Consider the following 20655-nt stretch of genomic DNA (forward strand, 5'->3'; position numbering starts at 1 on the left):
ATGGAGAATTGCGGATTCGTGCAGAACGCGATTATTCAACACATCGCTTTGCACTGAACCACGCAGCGCGGACAAAACCCGCGCAAGGATAGCGCCAATTCTCCATTTTCAATTTACTTAAACGAGTTCTACGCCCTTTTCGGCGCCGTTTACGCACTCGCCGATCACATAAGCCTGCTCGCCTGCAGCAGAAATTGCTGCAACCGCGCGGGAAGCGTCCTCAGCGGCAACGGCCAGAACCAGACCGGCGCCCATGTTGAAGGTGTTGTACATGTCGCGCTCCGGAATCTTGCCGGTCTTTGCGATCAGGTCGAATACCGGCGGAACCGGCATAGCAGCCTTCTCGATCTTGGCAACGATGCCTGCCGGCAGCATGCGCGGTACATTCTCATAGAAGCCGCCGCCGGTGATGTGGCTGATGCCCTTAACCTCAACCTTGCCCATCAGGGACTGGATCGCCTTAACGTAGATCTTGGTCGGGGTCAGCAGCTCTTCGCCGAGGGTCTTGCCAAACTCGTCGATGTAGCGGCGAACCGACTTCTCGTTGATGCCGAGCGTCTTGCGAACCAGAGAATAGCCGTTGGAGTGTACGCCGGAGGACGCTACACCGATCAGCGCGTCGCCGGCCTTGATGCCGGTGCCGTCGATCATCTTTTCCTTATCGACCATGCCGACAGAGAAGCCGGCCATATCGTACTCGTTTTCCGGATAGAAGCCCGGCATTTCAGCGGTTTCGCCGCCGATCAGCGCGCAGCCTGCCTGACGGCAGCCCTCTGCGATACCGGAAACCATCTGTGCGATCTTCTCCGGATGGTTCTTGCCGACTGCAACATAGTCGAGGAAGAACAGCGGCTGTGCACCGCAGCAGGCGATGTCGTTTACGCACATGGCAACGCAGTCGATGCCAACGGTGTCATGCTTGTCCATCAGGAACGCCAGCTTGAGCTTGGTGCCGACGCCATCCGTACCGGAAACGAGGATCGGATCCTTCATGCCCTTGAACTCCGGACGGAACAGGCCGCCGAAGCCGCCGAGCGTACCCATAACGCCCTTGGTAAAGGTGCTTTCTACCATCGGCTTCATCAGCTTGACCGCTTCATAGCCTGCGGTAACGTCAACGCCGGCAGCCTTGTAGCTTTCAGAACGGCTTACACTCATGTTTTACATCTCACTTTCATTTATCGTATGAACGGGAAAAATGGAAAATTGAGAATTGAAAATGGAAAATTGCGGATTCGCGCAATGCGCGATTATTTTATGCGGCGCGGTGCGCCGTACCGCAATTCTCCATTCTCCATTTTCCATTCTCAATTCAAAAGTTAGTCTTTGTTAGCGGGGAGCGGAATCTCGATCTCGAACATGTTCTTATCCACCTGCTCGGGTACCGGAATCGGGTACTCTCCGGAGAAGCATGCATCGCAGAAGCCCAGCTTGCAGCCGACTGCGATCTTGCGGCAGGCCTCGAGCGACAGGAAACCGAGCGAATCCACGCCGATGATCTCACGCATTTCCTCAACCGTGCGGTTGTGGGCGAGAAGCTGGTTGCGCTCCGGAATATCCGTGCCGAAGAAGCAGGGATGACGGAACGGTGGCGCCGAAATTCTCATGTGGACCTCAGCCGCGCCTGCATCGCGCAGCAGCTTTACCAGACGGCCGCAGGTCGTACCGCGGACGATGGAGTCATCGACCATGATCACGCGCTTGCCCTCAATGGCGGTGCGCAGGGCATTCAGCTTGAGACGTACCGAGCGCTCGCGCTTGTCCTGACCCGGCTGGATAAAGGTGCGGGCGATATAGCGGTTCTTGATGAGACCCACGCCGTACGGAATGCCGGAGAACTTCGCGTAGCCGATGGCTGCCGGGATACCGGAATCCGGTACGCCGATAACCACGTCAGCGCCGACCGGATGCTCGATGGACAGATACTTGCCGGCCTCCTGACGGGCCAGCTCAACCGATGCACCGTCGATGATGGAGTCCGGACGGGCAAAGTAAATGTACTCGAATACGCACGCGGAGGACTTGCACTCGATACCGCAGTGCATGGAGCGCAGCTCACCGTTTTCGACAACGCAGACCTCACCGGGTTCTACATCGCGGATGAACTTTGCACCGAGCGCGTCCAGAGCGCAGGTCTCGGAAGCGAAAATGTAGCAGTCGTTGTCCAGCAGGCCGATACACAGCGGACGGAAGCCGTGCGGGTCGCGTGCCGCGATCAGCTTGCGCGGAGACATAACGACCAGAGAGTAGGCACCCTCGATGCGGTGCATGGTGTTCATAACGGCTTCTTCAATAGAGCCGCACTTGAGGCGTTCCTTAACAATGGTGTAGACCAGCACCTCGGTGTCGTTCGAGGAGCGGAAAATGCCGCCGTCCAGCTCGATCTCGCGGCGCAGCTCGCCTGCGTTTACGAGGTTGCCGTTGTGCGCAACCGCGAGATTGCCCTTTACATGGGTGATGGAGATCGGCTGCGCATTCTCGCGGCGGGTATCGCCGGTGGTGGAGTAGCGCACATGACCGATAGCCATCGAGCCGGGCATGTTGTCCAGGATGTCCTGATTGAACACAGCGCTGACCAGACCGGTGTCCTTATGGCAATGGATCACGCCGTTTTTGTTTACGGCGATACCGGCAGCCTCCTGACCGCGGTGCTGGAGAGCAAACAGTGCGGTATACGCGTCGTGCGCGGCGGAAATCTCCTTGCCTTCCGGCGCTGCGATACCGAATACACCGCACTCCTCATGCACCTTGTCAAACGGAGTGCTGCTTTTTCTTAAAATACGATATTTCATTCTTCAGCCTTTTCTTGTCCGAATCTTGCCTTGCGGATGGGCTTACTTGCCCATAACGCGCTTCATGATCTCCTGATATGCCTCCTCGACACCGCCCATGTCACGACGGAAGCGGTCCTTGTCCAGCTTCTCCTTGGTGGTCTTGTCCCACAGACGGCAGGTATCCGGAGAGATTTCGTCTGCGAGAACGATCTTGCCGTCCGCAGTCTTGCCGAACTCGAGCTTAAAATCAACGAGGATGACGTTCAGGGTATCGAAGTACTGCTTCATAACCTCGTTTACCTTGAAGGCCATTGCCTTGATGGTCTCGATCTCCTCACGGGTAGCAGCCTTCAGTGCGATCGCATGGTAAGCGTTCATGAGCGGGTCGCCAAGCTCATCGTTTTTGTAGGAGAACTCGATGGTCGGCTCGTCGAATACGATGCCCTCTTCCACGCCGAAACGCTTCGCAAAGGAACCGGCGGAAATGTTGCGGATGATGACCTCCAGCGGTACAATGGAGACCTTCTTTACCAGGGTCTCGCGCTCGGAGAGCTGCTCAACAAAGTGGGTCGGCACGCCCTGCTGCTCGAGCAGCTGGAACATGTGATTGCTCATTACGTTGTTGATAACGCCCTTGCCGGTAATGGTGCCCTTCTTCTCACCGTTGAATGCGGTTGCATCGTCCTTGTAGTCAACGATTACGAGATTTGCATCGTCGGTAGCGAATACCTTCTTAGCCTTGCCTTCGTACAGCTGTTCTTTCTTTTCCATGTCCAATTCCTCCATTTGTATAAGTAGTGTTAATTTGAAACAATGTTGTTTGCAGGTTGTACATCGAAGCTGCCAATGGGAGCAGCCCCAATGCCTTTACCTTGCGGGGATGCGGTATCAGAGATACCTATATAGATTACGCGAACTGAGCGCGAACCTTTTCGTCCTTTGCGGTAACTTCCGCTGCCATATCGGCCTTGAACTGCGCGAGCTTCTGTGCCAGCGCGTCATCCGACAGGGCGATCATCTGTGCTGCGAGGATGGCGGCGTTGTCTGCGCCGTCGATCGCAACGGTTGCCACCGGAATACCCTTGGGCATCTGCACGATGGAGAGCAGGCTGTCCATGCCGCCCATCACGCTGGTGGCCATCGGCACGCCGATTACCGGAAGCGTGGTGTAAGCCGCCAGTACACCGCCGAGGTGTGCGGCCTTGCCTGCCGCCGCGATGATAACGCCGAAGCCTTCGGCTGCCGCGTTCTTCGCCAGCTGCTCGGCAGCTGCCGGGGTGCGGTGCGCGGAGCAGATGCGGACCTCAGTCGGAATATCGAACGATTTCAGACGGTCAACACACTTTTCCATTACCTTGAGATCACTGTCGGATCCCATGACAACGAGAACTTTTTTCATTTGTTATTCCTCCTACAAAAACAAATGAGGGCACGGGTATACCCGTGCCCTATAATCGCTCATTTATGTGCACCGATGCCCGAGAGAATGCACGAATGCCCGAGAACGAAAAACTGTTCAGCTGCAGTCTGGTTCAAAAATACGCTGCCGGTCATGTGTACACCTCTTTCTTAAAACCAACGGTGACGATACATATTTATTTTAGCTAATTTAACTTGTTAATGCAAGTATTTTACCCGCTTTTTTCGGGATTCGTGTAAATGCCCAAAGATAAATTTTACTCCTCTGCACTTTCGTGCAGAACGCCCTTTTTATAAAGCACCTCTTCCATCTGGTGCACGCGCTCGGTCCACGAGCACTGCGCGCCGTAGGCAAGGCGTTTTTCCGTCCATGCCGGACGTTTTTCCTTGGCAGCGGCATCGCACAGCGGCAGGAACATCTCGGGATTGCGGGCAATGTAGACCACATCCTTGAAATCCTCGACCTGCAGCGGCTCGCGCGTGGAAACGATCGGCTTGCCGGTTGCCAGATATTCGTAGAACTTGAGCGGCGAAACGTCCTTGGAGAGCGCACCGGCACGGAATACGTTCAGGCAGACGTCCATCTGCGCCAGATATGCGGGCAGTTCGGGCTGCGGCACCAGACCGTGGAATACGATGTTCGGGTACTGCTTGAGATTTGTCAGGTCAACACCCGGCAGCGTGCGTCCGATCAGGAAAATCGTCGCGTTCGGACGGCTCTTCGCCAGCTTTTCGATCAGTGCATAGTCGATGCACTCCTGCAGCATGCCGACAAAGCCGTAGATCGGATGCGGCAGATCCTTCATGTCCTCCGGGCAGGGAAGGGTGTCCTTCTCGGTCTGTACGCACGAGAAAATCTCGTAAGCCGCACCGTTCGGGATCATCTGCGTGGTCGGGTTGATCTTTTCCAGTGTCTCTGCCAGACCGACCGCAGTTGCGAATACCTGATCGGCAGGCTTGGCCAGATCGCATTCCATCTTGTCCACAACCTTGGGATTGATGTGGCCCTTGTATGCGGAATGACGGTCTACACAGTCATATACCAGCTTGGAATGCGGCAGGTGTTCCACAATATCGCACGAGGACGGCGAGTAGCACCACAGCACGGTCTCGTCACCGAAGCCATGCTCGCGCATCTTTTCGCGGATGAACGCCGCCTGCCGCTTCTGGTTGATTTTGTTGATCCAGCGGAATTTGTTGAAAAACGGCAGTACCGGCGGCAGTGCGTAAACAGTGATGTTTTCGTGTCCCTCGACTTTTTCGCCGGGCTGCTTGTACTTTTCGATATATGCGGAGGCTTTTTTGTCCTTGAGCGGTGCGATCATGGACACCGGAGGATCAAAATACAGGATTTCGCTGTTGCGCAGACGGCTCATCACGTTCTGCTTGCGCGTCGGCAGAGGATGGTAGTTCGTTGTCGAAAGACAGACGATGTGGTTCTTCATATCTATATAACCCCTTTAGTGGATTGTTTTATCATATATCGCAGGGCGGGCTGCCCTGCGGTTTAGTTTTCGGAAATGTTCAGCAGCTTCGCTGCACCCTTCACATTCTCGGATTCTCTTTCTCTCAGCATTTCCGCGGTGCGGTGCACCTCGTTATTGAGCGCACCGGAGACGCACTCGTCGATGAGGCGGCACAGCGGCTCCGCCTTGACGGACGAAAGCTGCAGGCAGGTGCGGCTGCCGATATATTTCAGGAAGCCGTCCACCTTGATATCGTAGCTCATGCCGACGACCGGAACGCCCTGACCGGCGGAGAACATCAGCGAATGCAGTCGGATGCCGACCACGGTTTTCATGCGGGAGAGGATGCCGATGGTGACTTCGATGGGCTGTCGGGTACGCACGGCGTGCCACGGGCAGTGCAGCAGCGCGCCGACGCGTTCTGCGGGCATGAGGTCGCTCGGGAACTCGATGGGTACGAAAACCGGCGTCAGACCGTGCTTGTCGTAGGCATAGTTGGCTGCAGCCGCGATTTCGGGCAGAGCCGTGTCCAGGCCCTTCCAGTTGCGCAGACCGAAGCCGATATACTTTCCGTTCGGGTCAATGCCGCTCTGCTCGAGGGCGATATTGACGATTTCACGCGGCGCCGGCGTCAGAATGATGGTCGGGTCGGCGGAAACACGGATATCCGGCCGGGTAACGCCCATTTCGGCAAGCAGTGCGCGGGAATTGTCATCGCGCAGCGTGATGCGGTCAACCGATGCGTCAATGGTCCTGGCGGCCATCCGGCGGTTGCCCGGACGGTTGATCGGACCGATGCCGCAGCCGTACATCATTACCTTGCAGCCGCGCTTTTTGGCGGCGTACAGCGTGTAGCAGTAGTACCAGATCGAGCGGGTGGACGTAACATCCTGCATGAGTGAGCCGCCGCCGTTGATATACAGCGCGGCATGACGGAACTTGCGCAGAACGGAGAACACATTAAAAGTATAGATGGCGTTCGTGCGGTAGATCAGGCGCGTTTCCTTCGGCCTGCGCGACATAACGCAGATGGTGCGTTCGGGATCGAGCTGGCGCATCTCCTGCACGATGGCCTCTAAGATGGCGTCGTCACCGGCGTTGCCGCGTCCGTAAGCACCGCAGATGACAATGCTCTCGCGCTCGTTTTTCGGACGGTGGAACCGTGCCAGCAGGTGACGGTAGTTTTCCATCTGACGTTCGCACATTTTGTCGCGCGAGAAATCGCGGGAGGCTTTTTCGTACAGCGCGTCCGCGAATTTCTGCCGCAGTTCGGCATCGTTGCCCAGACGGACCAGATATTCCGCCAGCCGCTTATCGTCCCCGACCGGGAAGATATAGCCGTTTTCGCCGGTGTCGATGAGCTCGGGCATGCCGCCGACATCCGAGCAGATGGTCGCGCAGCCGGCACAAACGCCCTCAAGAATGGAGTACGGGAAGGTTTCGGACACCGAGGACAGCAGGTTGATGTCCATCGCACGGAAGAACGGCATGACCGGCGATACCCAGCCGCAGAATGTTACGCGCTCGCGCACGCCGAGCTGGTCGCACAGCTTTTTGAGCATATCCTCGTCCTCGCCGTCACCGGCGATGAACAGGCGCAGCTGCGGCGCGGATTTCAGCGCCTCGGCAAAGCCGCGGATGGTGGTCGCAATATCCTTGACGGCGGTCAGACGCGCGGCAATGCCGCACAGCACGTCGCCGTCCTCGATCTCGGCTCCGTAGGTGTCCCGCAGATAGGCAACACGGTCAAATTCGCCCTTCGGACGATCAAAATCCATGCCGTTGTAGATTTTTACAATGCGCTCCGGGTCAAAGCCGCGCTCGATGAGCGTGCGTGCCATACGGTCCGCGACCGGCTGATAGAAGTCGAGAAAGCGCAGGGCAATGGCATTCGCCGTGCCGAGCGTGTACTGCTTGAGCGGACTGCCGAGGTAGTCCAGCCGATAATCCGAGTGCACGGTCGTGACGATCGGCACCTGACGGCTGCGGCGCACCATGGCTCCCATCAGGTTGGCACGGCCGCCGTGGCAGTGAATTATATCGGGTTTGAACGCATCTACCAGGTCGCGCATGGTTCGTGCCGCGCGGAATGGGTTGTGCCGCTCGATCACGCGCACATCAATGCCGCGTTCGCGCGCTTCATCCGCAAACGGACCTGCGCGGAACGAGATGAGCATCACATCGTTATTGCGGTTGAGTCCGGTCACGGTATTCATAATCTGGGTCTTGGCGCCGCCTACATCGCCGCCGCCCATTACATGCATGATTCGCAAAGTCAAATACCTCCACTTGACAAGTATAATCAGTATACCATGAAAACAGGGGGATTGCAAAACTCGGACGCGGTAAATGTCGTCTTTTTCGGCAGTATTTTGGCAAACGAAGTTTGTTTTTTTGCTCAGAACATGGTATACTGATTTTATCTGACGGAAAGTGAGGGTTTTTCTTTTGTCCTCTAAAAATACCATGACGCGCGATGCCATGCTGTTCCTGCCGGCCAAGGTGGTCGAGGGACTGCTCGTCATCGGGTGTTCCTCGCTGTATTCTCACATCTTTGTGGAGGGTGCGGTCAGTGCATTCAACCTGACCAACACCACGATACAGCTGCTGTACCTCATCCTTGCGGGTTGGATGGCGAATTCCGCCACCCGCTATGTCGGTGAGGAGTACCGCGCCGATGAAGGACGCGGCCTGTTCTCCACGGTTTCTACCATCTATGTGGGATTGTGCGTGCTTGTTGCCATCGGCTGCTGCATTACGGCGGCTGTGACGCAGAGTCCGGTCTATCTGGGCGGCGCGCTGATGTTCTGCACCTACACGGCGTTTCAGGTGCTCAATGCGGCGCTGATTCAGCTCGGCCGCGTCAAAGCGTCCATCCTGTGGTCGCTGACCTCGGCGGTGCTCAAGCTCGCGGTTGCATTCGCGCTTGTCGGCGGCAAGTCGAATTATCCGTCGCCGTTCCCGGCTATCTTTGCCAATACCATTGCGGACGGTGTAGCCACCATCGGTGCGGTGTTTGCGCTTAGCCTGCCGGTTGTTGTGCGGCTGAAATATTTCTCCAAGCCGCTGCTGAACAGGTTCCTCAAATACGGCGTACCGCTGATGGGCGTTTCCATTTCGGTGGCGTTGCTCAACCAGATCGACAAATACCTCGTTGTCGGCTTTTACGGCAACATTCTGTACGCATACTATTCGAATAACAACTCGATCGCGAGCGGTCTGTTCACGATGATCTCGGTCGGCATTATGCGCGGCGTGTATCCTGCCGTGCTGCGCGGCTGGCGTGAGGGCGGCAAAGCTGCGGCAAAGCCGTTGCTCGATCAGGGCGTGCGGCTGTATCTGCTGATCGCCGTGCCTGCGGTTGCAGGTCTGACGGCGGTCGCGCTGCCGCTCAGCCGGTTCCTGTTCCCCGCGAAGTACGCCGCCGGTGCGCCGGTCATCGCGTATACCGCGCTGGCCATGCTGTTCATGGGCCTGACCGAATACGCCAACAAGGCGTATGAGCTGGAGCAGTCCACCGTACACGTTCTGCAGAACAGTGCGATTGCAGCGGTTATCAAGGTGGTTTCGAGTGTCATTCTGCTCAAAACGCTTGGATTTACCGGCGGTGCGCTCGGTTCGGTGGTCGCATTTGCGTCCTATTTTATCATCACCTGCGTGCGCGTGCGCAGCCGGTTTCTGTTCCGCGTGGCACCGGTCAGCCTGGTGCGCATCATCGTTTCGGCTCTGCTGTGCGGTGTGGCGGCCTTTGCATGCACGCTGCTGCCGGTCGGCAATCTCATTCGCCTTGGCGCGGCTGTCGTGGTCGGTGCGGGCGTTTATGCAGTGTGCATTATCGTCAGCGGTGAGGGCCGCGAGGAAGTACAGGCGGTGCTCCGCCGGCTGAAACGATAAGAAAAATTGTCGAAACAGCGTGGATTTCACTGGTAAAACCTTGTCACGGCATTAAATCCATGCTACAATAACTCTATCTGAAAATTGTAAACAGAGAGGCGTAATATTATGGAAATGATTCATGAAGCGGGTCAGTACGTTGACACCGTAAAGCGCGTCTGCGAAGCAGTCGGCAGCGAGGTCACGTTCCGCGGCACGGTTCACCGTGTACGCGATATGTCTGACTTTTCTTTTGTTGTAATGCGCGTTGAGCGCGGTCTGATCCAGTGCACCTTCCAGGGTGACGAGATCGGCGGCATCAAGCGTTCGGACATCAAGGACGCAATGGTACTTGAGGTTACCGGTACCGTTCGTGAGGAGCCGCGTGCAGAGCATGGTGTTGAGGTCGTTCTGAGCGCACTGTCCATCCTCGGCAAGCCGTACGACCAGCTGCCGGTACCGCTCGGCAAGAAGTATATGGGTCTGTCCCTCGATGTTGATCTGCCGCTGCGCCCGATCACGCTGCGTCATCCGCGCAAGCAGGCGATCTTCCGCGTACAGGGTGCGATCGCTGACGGCTTTGCACAGTACATGCAGTCGCAGGGCTTTACCCACATCCACACCCCGAAGATCGTAGTTGCAGGCGCTGAGGGCGGCGCAAACCTGTTCAAGCTGGATTACTTCGGCACCCCGGCTTATCTGGCACAGTCCCCGCAGTTCCACAAGCAGTACCTCGCCGGTGCATTCGGCCGTGTATACGAGATCGGCTCGGTTTACCGTGCAGAGCGTCACAACACCTCTCGTCACCTGAACGAGTACATGGGTCTGGACTTCGAGATGGCCTACATTGATTCCATGTACGATGTAATGGCAATGGAGACCGGCATGCTCAAGTCTGTTATGGCTTACGTTAAGGAGCACTGCGCTGAGGAACTCGCCATGCTGAACGCCGAGGTTCCGGAGATTAAGGAAATCCCGACCATCCGCTTCCACGAGGCCAAGCAGATCATGGAGGAGAAGTACGGTCACAAGTCCAAGAACCGCTACGACCTCAACCCGGACGAAGAAGTGCTGCTGTGCCAGTGGGCAAAGGAGGAGCACGACTCTGATTTCGTATTCGTAACTCACTTCCCGTCTGCAAAGCGTCCGTTCTACGCGAAGGATGATCCGGAGGACCCGAAGCTGGCGCTGTCGTTTGACCTGCTGTTCCGCGGTCTGGAGATCACCACCGGCGGTCAGCGTATCCACGATTATCAGGAGCAGATGGACAAGCTGGAGGCTCGCAAGATGAACGCCGAGCTGTTTGAGTCCTTCACCATGCTGCACAAGTACGGCATGCCGCCGCACGGCGGTCTGGGCATTGGTCTGGAGCGCCTGACCATGCAGCTGCTGGGGCTGAACAACATCCGCGAGGCTTCTATGTTCCCGCGTGATATGAACCGCCTCGAGCCGTAAGGCTCTCGGCTTCGTTCCAAAGGACTGTGCCCTTTGGAACGAGGAACGGTGTCGCCGCGCGTGCCCGCTTTGCGGGCAGGGCGGGAACACTTATTGCACGAAAATACCCCGAAAACTTTCCGGTTTTCGGGGCGTTTTCGTGTTTGTTAAAAATGACCCGGCGGAGCCGGGCCATTTTTGTCGCGTCGGAGGCGCTCCATTTCACGCGCTGTGCGGTCTGACGGTGAAACGGGTGCTGAAATCTCGCGCGGCGGGACACGGCGGCAGAGCCGCCTGTGTCCCTTGGTATGCGCCCGGAGAAGAAAATCTTCACTCTCCACTCCTCGCTCTCCGCTCTCTTTTCAGCTCTTTACGAGGATTTAACATTTTTTCCTCGGTTGGCTCTTGACGTTCGCGGAAATTTTACGCATAATAAGAATGGACAAAAAGATTTCCGGCTATGCTGTTTCAGCATGGGTCGCCTACCGAAAGGAGATCAGCATAATGAACGAAGAATTAGAGCTGCTTCGCGACAAGAAGGGCTTCATTTGCGATATGGACGGTGTTATCTATCACGGCAACCGTCTGCTGCCCGGTGTACCTGAATTTGTAGACTGGCTGCAGCGTGAAAACAAGAGCTTCCTTTTCCTGACCAACTCCTCCGAGCGTTCGCCGCTTGAGCTGCAGCAGAAGCTGGCCCGCATGGGTCTGGAGATCGGTGAGGAGCATTTCTACACCTCTGCTCTGGCTACGGCAAAGTTTATCGCCAGCCAGAAGCCGCACGCATCCGCGTATGTGATCGGCGCGCCCGGTCTGGTCGGTGCGCTGTACGAGGCAGGCATCGTGATGAACGACGTGGACCCGGATTACGTTATTGCGGGCGAGACCAACACCTACAACTATCAGACCATTCTCAAGGCCGTTGATCTGATCAACAAGGGCGCGCGCCTGATTGCCACCAACTCCGATTTGACCGGCCCGTCCGAGCAGGGCATTATTCCGGCATGCCGCGCACTGGTTTCTCCGATTGAGCTGGCCACCGGCAAGACCGCGTACTATGTTGGCAAGCCGAACCCGCTGATGATGCGTACCGGTCTGCGTCTGCTGGGCGTGCACTCGCACGAGGCGGCTATGATCGGCGACCGCATGGATACCGATATTGTTGCCGGCATTGAAACCGGTCTGGACACCGTTCTGGTGCTCTCCGGCTGTACCACCCGCAAGGATGTAGAGAATTATGCGTACCGTCCGCACTTTATTCTGGATGGTGTCGGCTGTATTCCACCGCAGGCATAAAATTGCTGTCTAAATCGAACTACACAAAAGCCTTTCCGAAAAAATTTCGGAAAGGCTTTTTTCATTGGATAAAGAATGGACAATTCTATGCTATACTAAATACAGGAAAAGGATAGACCAATGACAGATAGAGAGGGGGCACTCCCATGGCAGGACACATTCTTTTAGCAGAGGATGACAAGGCGTTATCCGCGCTGATGCAGGATTTCTTTCGGGCGGCAGGCGTGGCGGTGACACCGGCGTATGACGGCGAACAGGCGCTCGTGCTGGCACAGGCGCAGCCGTTCGACCTGCTGGTACTGGATGTGATGATGCCGCATCTGAACGGGCTGGAGGTCTGCGAAGCGGTGCGGCGGGAGAGCGACGTTCCGGTTATTTTCGTCACGGCGCTCGGGCAGGAAGGCGATACACTGGCAGGGTTCCGCGCGGGCGCGGACGATTACATCACAAAACCGTTTTCGTTTCCGGTGCTGGTGGCAAAGGCGCAGGCGCTCATGCGGCGGGCCCGCGGGCTGCGGCTGGGCGCGAGTGAGCTCGGCTACGCGAATATCCTGATGGATACGGCCTCGGGCATGGTAACGGTGGACGGAAACCCGGTGAATCTGCGTCCCAAGGAGGCGAAGATACTCGAGCTGCTGCTGCGCGAACAGGGACGCACGGTGTCGCGCGACCTGCTCATCGAGCGGGTATGGGGCACGGATTTCGACGGTGACGAGCGCATGATCGACCGGCACATTGCCAGTCTGCGTAAGGCGCTTGGAACAGCCTCGCAGCATATCCGTGCGGTGTACGGCAAGGGCTACCGATTGGGGGGATCGACATGAAAAAGCGGATTCGTAAAATCGGCATCGCGGCAAGGCTGACCGCGGTTGTGGCAGTGATTCTGGCGGTGTTTGTTGGACTGTGGACATTCAAATTGATTGAAAACGCACAGGTTGTCGCAGCGTACAGGGCAGGTATGGAAGTTAACGATATTTGCTGGCGTGTTGAACACACGTTGGTAGAAAAAGGGTATGACCCTGATGATATGCCGTCGGCCAATACGCCGGAATACGATAAAATGCGTTGTGATTTGGCATATTCCATCTGGGATAGTGAAAAAGCGTATGTCGTGCAGTATTATGATGGACAGGAAAACTGGGTCACGATGCGTTCGCCGCTGCTGCTGTATGGTAAGAATGCCGATGCCGATATTGACATCAGCAATTTTGCCGAGCAGGATATTCGTGAGATGCGTGAGGTATACGGGCCGAAAAAAGGCTTTTCAGATGACGTGGGATACATTGCAATGATATATGGCAAAAAAATCGAAAACAATGGTCATACGATATATATTCCGAACCGAATCTGCGTAGGTGCGTATGATTATGAATGGACGGCACAGACACCGGTTGAAGAGGTCGGTCAATGGGAAGAAATGCCGCAGTGGTGCTTTGACAAGGATTCGAATATGGAAGTATACTTTGCGGAAAAAAAGTATCTGGAAACCAAACTGCGGTGCATAAACGGAGAAAATGTGAAAGTGGATCATACAGGGGGATATTTTACTATCTTTTTGTCCCTGTCCAGCACGATCGGATATGGACATGGAATGGTCATGGCCACTGCGCCGATTGACAAGGAAGCTGCATATGAGGATCTCTTTTGGGGTATGCCGTTCATCACGATTGCATTGTATCTGATTTTCCTGTTTATTTTCTATAAAATCGTGCGCCGCATGGTCGCTGACCCACTGGTTGACACGGCGCGAGAAGCAAATCTGGTTGCAAACCTTGCATTCGACGAATTCAAACCCGACCTGAAACGCGGAGACGAAATCGGTGAACTCAACCGTGCGCTGAGCGAAATGGCGGCGACTCTGCACACCCGCTGGGACAGTGAGCGCGATCTTGAGGACAAACGACAGCAGTTCGTGTCGGCGGCAAGCCACGACCTGAAAACGCCGCTTGCGCTCATCGGAGGGTACGCCGAGGCCATCGCGCAGGACATTTCGCCCGAGGAAAACGCGCGCTACCTTGCCGCCATCGAGCAGGAAACGGCGCGGATGAACGGCCTTGTGCGCGAAATGCTGGATTACACCCGTCTGGACCGCACGGACGAGCTGAAAAACCGCAAAACGCTCAATCTGACCGCGCTGGTGCGCGATGTACTGACCGAGTACGCGCCGCTGTTCGAAAAACGCCGCCTGACCGCCGATATTGCGGACGGAGTGCGTATCCGCGGCGACGAAACGCTGCTGCGGCGTGCCGTCGGCTGCCTGCTCGAGAATGCCGCCAAGTATTCGCCGGAAAACGGGCGCGTGTCCATTCGGCTGACGAACAGCCGCAATCATCTGCTGACCGTCGAGAACGACTGTGAGCCCATTCCGGAAACTGAGCTGCCGCGCCTGTTCGAGATGTTCTATCGCGGCGATAAGGCACGCGACCGCGCAGGCGGACACGGACTGGGACTGGCCATTCTGCAGAAAATACTCGCTCTGCACGGCCTGACCTGCAAGGCGGAAAATATAAAGGGCGGTGTGCGGTTCATCGTCTGCAATAAAGATTAAAAGCTGAAAAAGGGCAAAATCATACCCCGCAAGAGATTCTCTTGCGGGGTATGATTTTGCTTACTTTGCGTAGTCGATCGCACGCGTTTCGCGTACCATGTTGACCTTGATCTGGCCGGGATAATCCAGCTCGTTCTCGATCTTCTTGGCGATTTCGCGGGCGAGAAGCACCATCTTGTCGTCCGAAACCTTCTCCGGATTGACGATAATGCGAATCTCGCGGCCTGCCTGAATGGCAAACGAACCGGAAACACCGGGCGTCTCGTTGGCGATGCTCTCGAGCTTCTCCAGACGCTTGATATAGTTCTCCAGGTTCTCGCGGCGAGCGCCCGGACGTGCAGCGGAGATGGCATCGGCTGCCTGAACCAGACATGCTACGATGGTCTTAGCCTCTACATCGCCGTGGTGTGCCTCGATGGCATGGATGATCGGCTGGGATTCCTTGTACTTCTTGGCAAGGTCTACGCCAATCTGAACGTGGCTGCCTTCAACCTCGTGGTCGATGGCCTTGCCGATATCATGCAGCAGACCTGCACGGCGTGCCGGAACCGGATCGAGACCGAGTTCGCTGGCCATCATGCCGGCAATGTGTGCCACCTCGATGGAGTGCTGCAGGACGTTCTGACCATAACTGGTGCGGTAGCGCAGGCGGCCGAGAATCTTGACCAGCTCGGGGTGAATGCCGTGAATGCCGGTTTCGAAGGTAGCGCGCTCGCCTTCGCTCTTGATGATCTGCTCCACCTCACGGCGAGCCTTGTCAACCATTTCCTCAATGCGAGCCGGATGGATACGACCGTCAACGATCAGCTTTTCGAGGGCCAGACGTGCGATTTCACGGCGGACCGGATCGAACGAGGACAGGGTGATAGCTTCGGGCGTATCGTCGATGATGAGGTCTACGCCGGTAAGGGTTTCCAGCGTGCGGATGTTGCGGCCCTCTCGGCCGATAATGCGGCCCTTCATCTCGTCGTTCGGCAGCGGAACAACCGAAACGGTCGCCTCGGATACCTGATCGGCGGCACAGCGCTGGATTGCGGTCGAGATGATCTCACGGGCAGTCTGCTCACTCTCGTCCTTCAGGCGCTGATTGATCTCGCGCAGCTTGACGGCTGCATCGTGGGTTGCTTCGTTTTCAATGGACTGGACGAGCATATCGCGTGCTTCGTCACGGGTCATGCTGGCAATCTGCTCCAGCTTTTCTACCTGCTCGAGCTTGATGCGCTCGAGTTCTTCCTTTTCCTTCTGGCTTGCGTCCAGCTGGCGGCTAAGGTCATCATTCTTGCGGTCGAGCATATCGCTCTTCTTGTCCAGTGCTTCCTCGCGCTGAATCAGGCGGCGCTCAAGCTGCTGGGTTTCGTTGCGGCGTTCCTTCAGCTCGCGGTCGGCTTCGACGCGCTGCTTGTGGATTTCGTCCTTTGCCTCGAGTATGGATTCGCGTTTTTTGGTTTCGCCGGCCTTGATCGCTTCGTTGATGATGCGGGTGGCCTCGGTCTCGGCAGAGCCGATCTCTTTTTCCGCAACGCTCTTGCGATACAGGAATCCGATGATTACGCCTACTGCGAGACACACGATACCGGTGATGATCGGTATGATGATGTTGCTCATGTCTGTTGGTGTGTCCTCCTATTTACGAATTTTGGGAGACGGCACAAAACCAAGACAATACCGCAGATCTGCGGTGCTGTTTCTCAATAGAGCGACGGTTCGGCAGAAAACAAGCTGATTCCACGGTGAAACACGCGCAGCACGCATGAGCACTGCACGAAGAATAAAGGCGGAATACGCCGAAAAAGCGAAGCTTCGCTCGAAAAAATCAGAGTTTTGCGCTGTCAAAAGAAAAATGCGGTTCCGATAGAAATAAAGCTATCGGTTCAATCAGATAATGCCTTTGAAAAAAGCCGTGCTCACCATTGGCACCGGCTCTGTTACAGCAGGTATTATACTATGTTTAATTGTAAAGCCTATTCGTCAAACTGTCAAGAAAAAGACAAGCTGACATACGCGGTTTTTGGTGTTTTTTGAAAACGGTCGGTGTGCGCTCTTGTGAACAGCAGGGCGATTTGCTATAATAATTCTGTATTCCCTCATGGAAGAGACGAGGAGGAACGACTATGAACGAGTCTATGTGCCGCGTACAGCGCGGTTCTTTCGTATATTATACCTGCCGACGGATTCCGGTGCGGCATGCCTTCACCACCAAATTCGGCGGTGTGAGCACAGGCGCGTGCGAAAGCCTGAATTTAGGCTTCAACCGCGGTGACGAGTTGGAGAATGTACGCGAAAACTATCGCCTGCTGGGCGAGGCGCTCGGCGTGGATGAGACGCGCATGACGCTCACCAAGCAGATCCACGACACGCAGGTGTCGGTTGTGACCGAGGACAAAGTCGGCATGGGTCTGCATCGCCCGATGGAATGGCAGTCGGACGCGATCGTGACCGCGCTGCCGGATACGCCCATCATCGGCTTTTACGCGGACTGCGTTGTCACCTTATTATATGATCCGGCGACGCATACCGCAGGCGTGTGTCATTCCGGCTGGCGCGGCATGGCGGCAGGCATTCTGCCGAAAACCGTGGACGTCATGGCGGAGCAGCTCGGCACCAAGCGAGAAAGCCTTGTTGCGGTGCTCGGTCCGTCCATCCGGCAGGAGTGCTTCGAGACCGATGCGGATGTGCCGGAAGCGATGGAAGAGCTGCTCGGTGCACAGGTGCATCCGTTCATCATGGAGAAAGGTCCGAAATTCCATGTGGACCTGCAGGGCATTGGTGTAAAGCTGCTGCAGGATGCCGGACTTTCGGCGGAAAATGTGATCGACAGCGGCATCTGCACCATGTGTCATTCGGATGAGTTCTGGTCGCACCGCGTAACGCACGGCGTGCGCGGCGTGCAGGGCGGCATGATCTGTCTGTAAGCGAAAGGATCAATACAATGAAAAGTTGGAAAAAACGTGCGCTGGCGCTGACAATGGCGGCTTTGGTCGTGCTCAGCGGCTGCACGTTCCCATTTGGACAGGGAAACGACGGCGACGGCGCACCGGTAGACAACGTAGATGTGTCGGACGCGTATTTCGGTCTGGCGTGGTATCGCTCGGGCACAACGCTCAATCCGGTCATGGACGGCACCGAGGTCAACAGCATGCTGCGTGAGGCGCTTTACGAGGGACTTTTTGAGATAAAAAGCGATTTTACACTCGAAAACGAGCTGTGCGAGGACTATACGAGCGACGGAACCACGTTCAGCTTTACGATTAAAAAAGGCATCAAGTTCTGGTCGGGTGCGGAGCTGACGGCAAGTGATGTTGCCGAAAGTCTCAAGACTGTGCTGGAAAACGAAAGTTCGCCGTATCACAACCGACTGACCGAGGTTTCCTCAATCGAAGTGGTGACAAAGCGCATGATTCGTATTACGCTTGCGTCGCCGAACGTCAACTTCCCGAAACTGCTGGATATTCCAATCTATCGGGCGGGTACGACGGACGAAGGAGAGTTCGCAGAGGGCACCGGACCGTACAAGCCGGTTCAGAACGGCGCCGCATGGACGCTGGAGGCCAACGAGAACTGGCACGGCGGCTTTCTCGGCACCATTCGGCACATTACGCTGGTCAAAATGACGCGCGCGGATGCGGCGGACACCAGCTTCCGCACCGGCGATGTATCCATCATGCGCAGCGCCCGTATTGCGCCGGATGACCAGAATATTGCATTCACCGGCGAGGTCGATACCGTTCCGGTGAGCAGTGCTATGCTGCATTATATCGGTTTGAATTACAATAACAGCCAGTTCACGAATGCAAAAGTGCGGCAGGCGCTTTCTATGGCGATCAGCCGTCAGGGTCTGTGTGCAACCCAGCTGCAGGATTATGCCGATCCGGCGGTGCTGCCGATCAATCCGCAGCCGGCGGACACCGGCGTGTCGTACAGCCTGTCGGCGGATTTGATGACTGCGGCACAGCTGCTGCGCGAGGCGGCACAGGAAGGTGCGGCTTCGGCAGGCGGCAGCGACGGCAATACCGATTCTTCGGACGGAGATTCGGATTCTACGGACAATTCCGATGATGATTCGGACACTTCTTCGGACACTTCTTCGGACTCTTCCGAGGAGGACGGCTACTACGACGAGGACGGCGACTTTATCTATTATACGAGCGGCCGGGCAAGCGATACCGATTACGAGGTGGATTTTCTGACCGTGCGCACGCCGAAAAGCCGGATCGATTCGACGGTTTCGGACGGGGAAGTTGTGCTTTTGGACAATGAAAATACGGACTCCGGCGATTCGACCGATTCTACGGACGGTTCCGGCTCGACCGATACCGCAGTAACCGATACGATAGTGACGGATGCGGCGACCGTGCAGCTTTCGTTCCGCCTGCTCGTCAACTCGGACAATGCGTTTAAGGTAGCGGCGGCAAAACAGGTTGCGGCTTCGTGGAATTCGCTGAACGGCGTCAATGTCACGGTGGATGAGGAGCCGTATGATACCTATGTTTCCATGCTGCAGAGCGGCTCGTTCGACGCGTACTACGGCGAAACCCAGCTGACGCCGGACTTCGATCTGCGCCCGCTGCTGTCTCCACAGGGCGGACTGAACTATGGAGCGTACTCGAGTGAGGACATGAGCAATGCCATCACGGCGTACCGCAGCGGCGAGAATACGGAGGGTCTGTACACGACATTTCTGAACGAAATGCCGCTCATTCCGCTGGCATTTGAGCGGCAGCAGGTTGTGCTCAGAAGCGGTCTGATCAATCATTTCAATCCGGCACCGTATAACGCATTCGCAGGACAGGAGAACTGGGTCAAGCCGTAACCGCCCGTTTTCACTGAAAAGGAGAATACCATGCAGGAAAAACACAGAATACAGGGGCATTTGTTCGGCGCGTTCAGCGTGCTTGTCTGGGGTACGACGTTTGTCTCAACGAAAGTACTGCTGCGCGCCTTCACGCCGCTGGAGATTATGGTGGCGCGGTTTACGCTCGGCTTTCTGGCGCTGCTCATCGTGGGCAAGGGCCTCATGCGTCCGCAGAAAAGGTGGCATGAGGGATTGTTTGCGCTGGCCGGTCTTTCGGGCGTTACGCTTTATTTTTTGATGGAAAATATCGCGCTGACGTACATCTCTGCGTCACTGGTCGGCGTTATCGTAGCGGCAGCGCCGCTGTTTACCGCACTGCTCGCAGCGGCGGTGCTGCACGAAAAACTCAGCAAATGGTTCTTTTTCGGCTTCGTTTGTGCGATGGGGGGTGTCGCACTCGTGTCGCTTGCGGGCGTCAGCGAGTTGCATTTCAGCCCGGTTGGCGCACTGCTCGGCGTAGGCGCGGCTCTGGTCTGGGGTGTGTACTCGGTGCTCGTGCGCCAGCTTGGTCACATGGGCTACCGTACCATTCCGCTCACCTGCCGCATTTTTGGATACGGCTTGCTGTTTTTGCTCGTTCCTGCGGTGATTGAAGGGTTTCCGTCCGGTTTGAGCGTGTGGACGCAGCCGGTTCATCTGGCAAATCTGCTGTTTCTGGGCCTTTGTGCGTCTGCAACGTGCTTTGTGACGTGGAATCGCGCGGTTTTCCTGCTCGGTCCGGTGAAAACCAGCGTGTACATTTATGCAACGCCGGTTATTACAATAGTAAGCTCAGCGTTGATTCTGCACGAAACCATGACGCCGATCATGTGGCTGGGCACGGTTTTGGCGCTCGGCGGTCTGATTTTGTCCGAACATCGGGAGAAAGAGAAAACGACGGCGTGAGCCGCCGTTTTTCGTTTGCAGCAAAATTTTTTGCAAAAAACGAAAAAAGTATTTGACAAATGCTCTGGGATTTGGTATTCTATTAAAGCTGTCTCTCAGAGACGAGCG

At 56.2% G+C, this 20655-nt stretch carries 15 protein-coding genes; 8 read left to right on the plus strand and 7 right to left on the minus strand.

What is annotated here, in order from left to right; all coding sequences use genetic code 11:
• Positions 1-117 precede the first annotated feature (117 nt).
• The 6 genes from purM to csaB form a co-directional block, all read right to left on the minus strand.
• Complete coding sequence (gene purM / locus DW724_RS10980; protein ID WP_117492082.1) at positions 118-1158, minus strand: phosphoribosylformylglycinamidine cyclo-ligase; 1041 nt, start codon at positions 1156-1158, stop codon at positions 118-120.
• 161 nt (positions 1159-1319) lie between these two features.
• On the minus strand, positions 1320-2792 hold the full coding sequence (purF, locus tag DW724_RS10985; protein ID WP_118761493.1) for an amidophosphoribosyltransferase: 1473 nt from the start codon (positions 2790-2792) through the stop codon (positions 1320-1322).
• A gap of 42 nt (positions 2793-2834) precedes the next feature.
• On the minus strand, positions 2835-3545 hold the full coding sequence (gene purC, locus DW724_RS10990; protein ID WP_110435883.1) for a phosphoribosylaminoimidazolesuccinocarboxamide synthase: 711 nt from the start codon (positions 3543-3545) through the stop codon (positions 2835-2837).
• 136 nt (positions 3546-3681) lie between these two features.
• Complete coding sequence (gene purE, locus DW724_RS10995; protein ID WP_110435884.1) at positions 3682-4173, minus strand: 5-(carboxyamino)imidazole ribonucleotide mutase; 492 nt, start codon at positions 4171-4173, stop codon at positions 3682-3684.
• Between the two features lie 277 nt (positions 4174-4450).
• Entirely contained in the window at positions 4451-5638 is a 1188-nt protein-coding gene (locus DW724_RS11000; protein WP_118761494.1) for a glycosyltransferase, read from the minus strand.
• A 62-nt stretch (positions 5639-5700) separates the two neighbouring features.
• Positions 5701-7923, minus strand: a complete 2223-nt coding sequence (gene csaB, locus DW724_RS11005) for a polysaccharide pyruvyl transferase CsaB (protein WP_243105741.1) — start codon at positions 7921-7923, stop codon at positions 5701-5703.
• Positions 7924-8107: 184 nt separating this feature from the next.
• On the opposite strand from csaB, the gene DW724_RS11010 reads away from it, so the two are divergent.
• From DW724_RS11010 to DW724_RS11030, 5 genes are all read left to right on the plus strand, one after another.
• Positions 8108-9553: a lipopolysaccharide biosynthesis protein gene (locus DW724_RS11010; RefSeq protein WP_118286183.1), complete on the plus strand. Its 1446-nt coding sequence runs from the start codon at positions 8108-8110 to the stop codon at positions 9551-9553.
• Positions 9554-9661: 108 nt separating this feature from the next.
• The gene (gene aspS / locus DW724_RS11015) at positions 9662-10987 is read left to right on the plus strand and encodes an aspartate--tRNA(Asn) ligase (RefSeq protein ID WP_118761497.1); all 1326 of its coding nucleotides are present in this window, start codon (positions 9662-9664) and stop codon (positions 10985-10987) included.
• 483 nt (positions 10988-11470) lie between these two features.
• Complete coding sequence (locus tag DW724_RS11020; RefSeq protein WP_118360638.1) at positions 11471-12262, plus strand: HAD-IIA family hydrolase; 792 nt, start codon at positions 11471-11473, stop codon at positions 12260-12262.
• A 146-nt stretch (positions 12263-12408) separates the two neighbouring features.
• Positions 12409-13086 carry a response regulator transcription factor gene (locus DW724_RS11025; RefSeq protein ID WP_118761498.1) on the plus strand — a complete coding sequence of 226 codons (678 nt, stop codon included), beginning with the start codon at positions 12409-12411 and terminating at the stop codon, positions 13084-13086.
• Positions 13083-14810, plus strand: a complete 1728-nt coding sequence (locus DW724_RS11030) for a sensor histidine kinase (RefSeq protein ID WP_118761499.1) — start codon at positions 13083-13085, stop codon at positions 14808-14810. The genes DW724_RS11025 and DW724_RS11030 overlap by 4 nt, the downstream gene beginning before the upstream one ends.
• 60 nt (positions 14811-14870) lie before the next feature.
• Here DW724_RS11030 and rny read toward each other — a convergent pair whose 3' ends face one another.
• Positions 14871-16415, minus strand: a complete 1545-nt coding sequence (gene rny / locus DW724_RS11035; protein ID WP_117752096.1) for a ribonuclease Y — start codon at positions 16413-16415, stop codon at positions 14871-14873.
• A 506-nt stretch (positions 16416-16921) separates the two neighbouring features.
• On the opposite strand from rny, the gene pgeF reads away from it, so the two are divergent.
• Genes pgeF through DW724_RS11050 form a run of 3 tightly spaced genes read left to right on the plus strand, consistent with a single transcriptional unit; the run spans position 16922 to position 20547 of the window.
• The gene (gene pgeF / locus DW724_RS11040; RefSeq protein ID WP_118761500.1) at positions 16922-17722 is read left to right on the plus strand and encodes a peptidoglycan editing factor PgeF; all 801 of its coding nucleotides are present in this window, start codon (positions 16922-16924) and stop codon (positions 17720-17722) included.
• Between the two features lie 17 nt (positions 17723-17739).
• Positions 17740-19620, plus strand: a complete 1881-nt coding sequence (locus DW724_RS11045) for an ABC transporter substrate-binding protein (RefSeq protein WP_118761501.1) — start codon at positions 17740-17742, stop codon at positions 19618-19620.
• 30 nt (positions 19621-19650) lie between these two features.
• Entirely contained in the window at positions 19651-20547 is an 897-nt protein-coding gene (locus tag DW724_RS11050; protein WP_118761502.1) for a DMT family transporter, read from the plus strand.
• The last annotated feature ends 108 nt before the right edge of the window (positions 20548-20655 follow it).

Origin of the sequence: Butyricicoccus sp. AM27-36 (genome assembly GCF_003480945.1) — a bacterium.
GTDB classification, from domain to species: Bacteria; Bacillota; Clostridia; order Oscillospirales; family Butyricicoccaceae; genus Agathobaculum; species Agathobaculum butyriciproducens.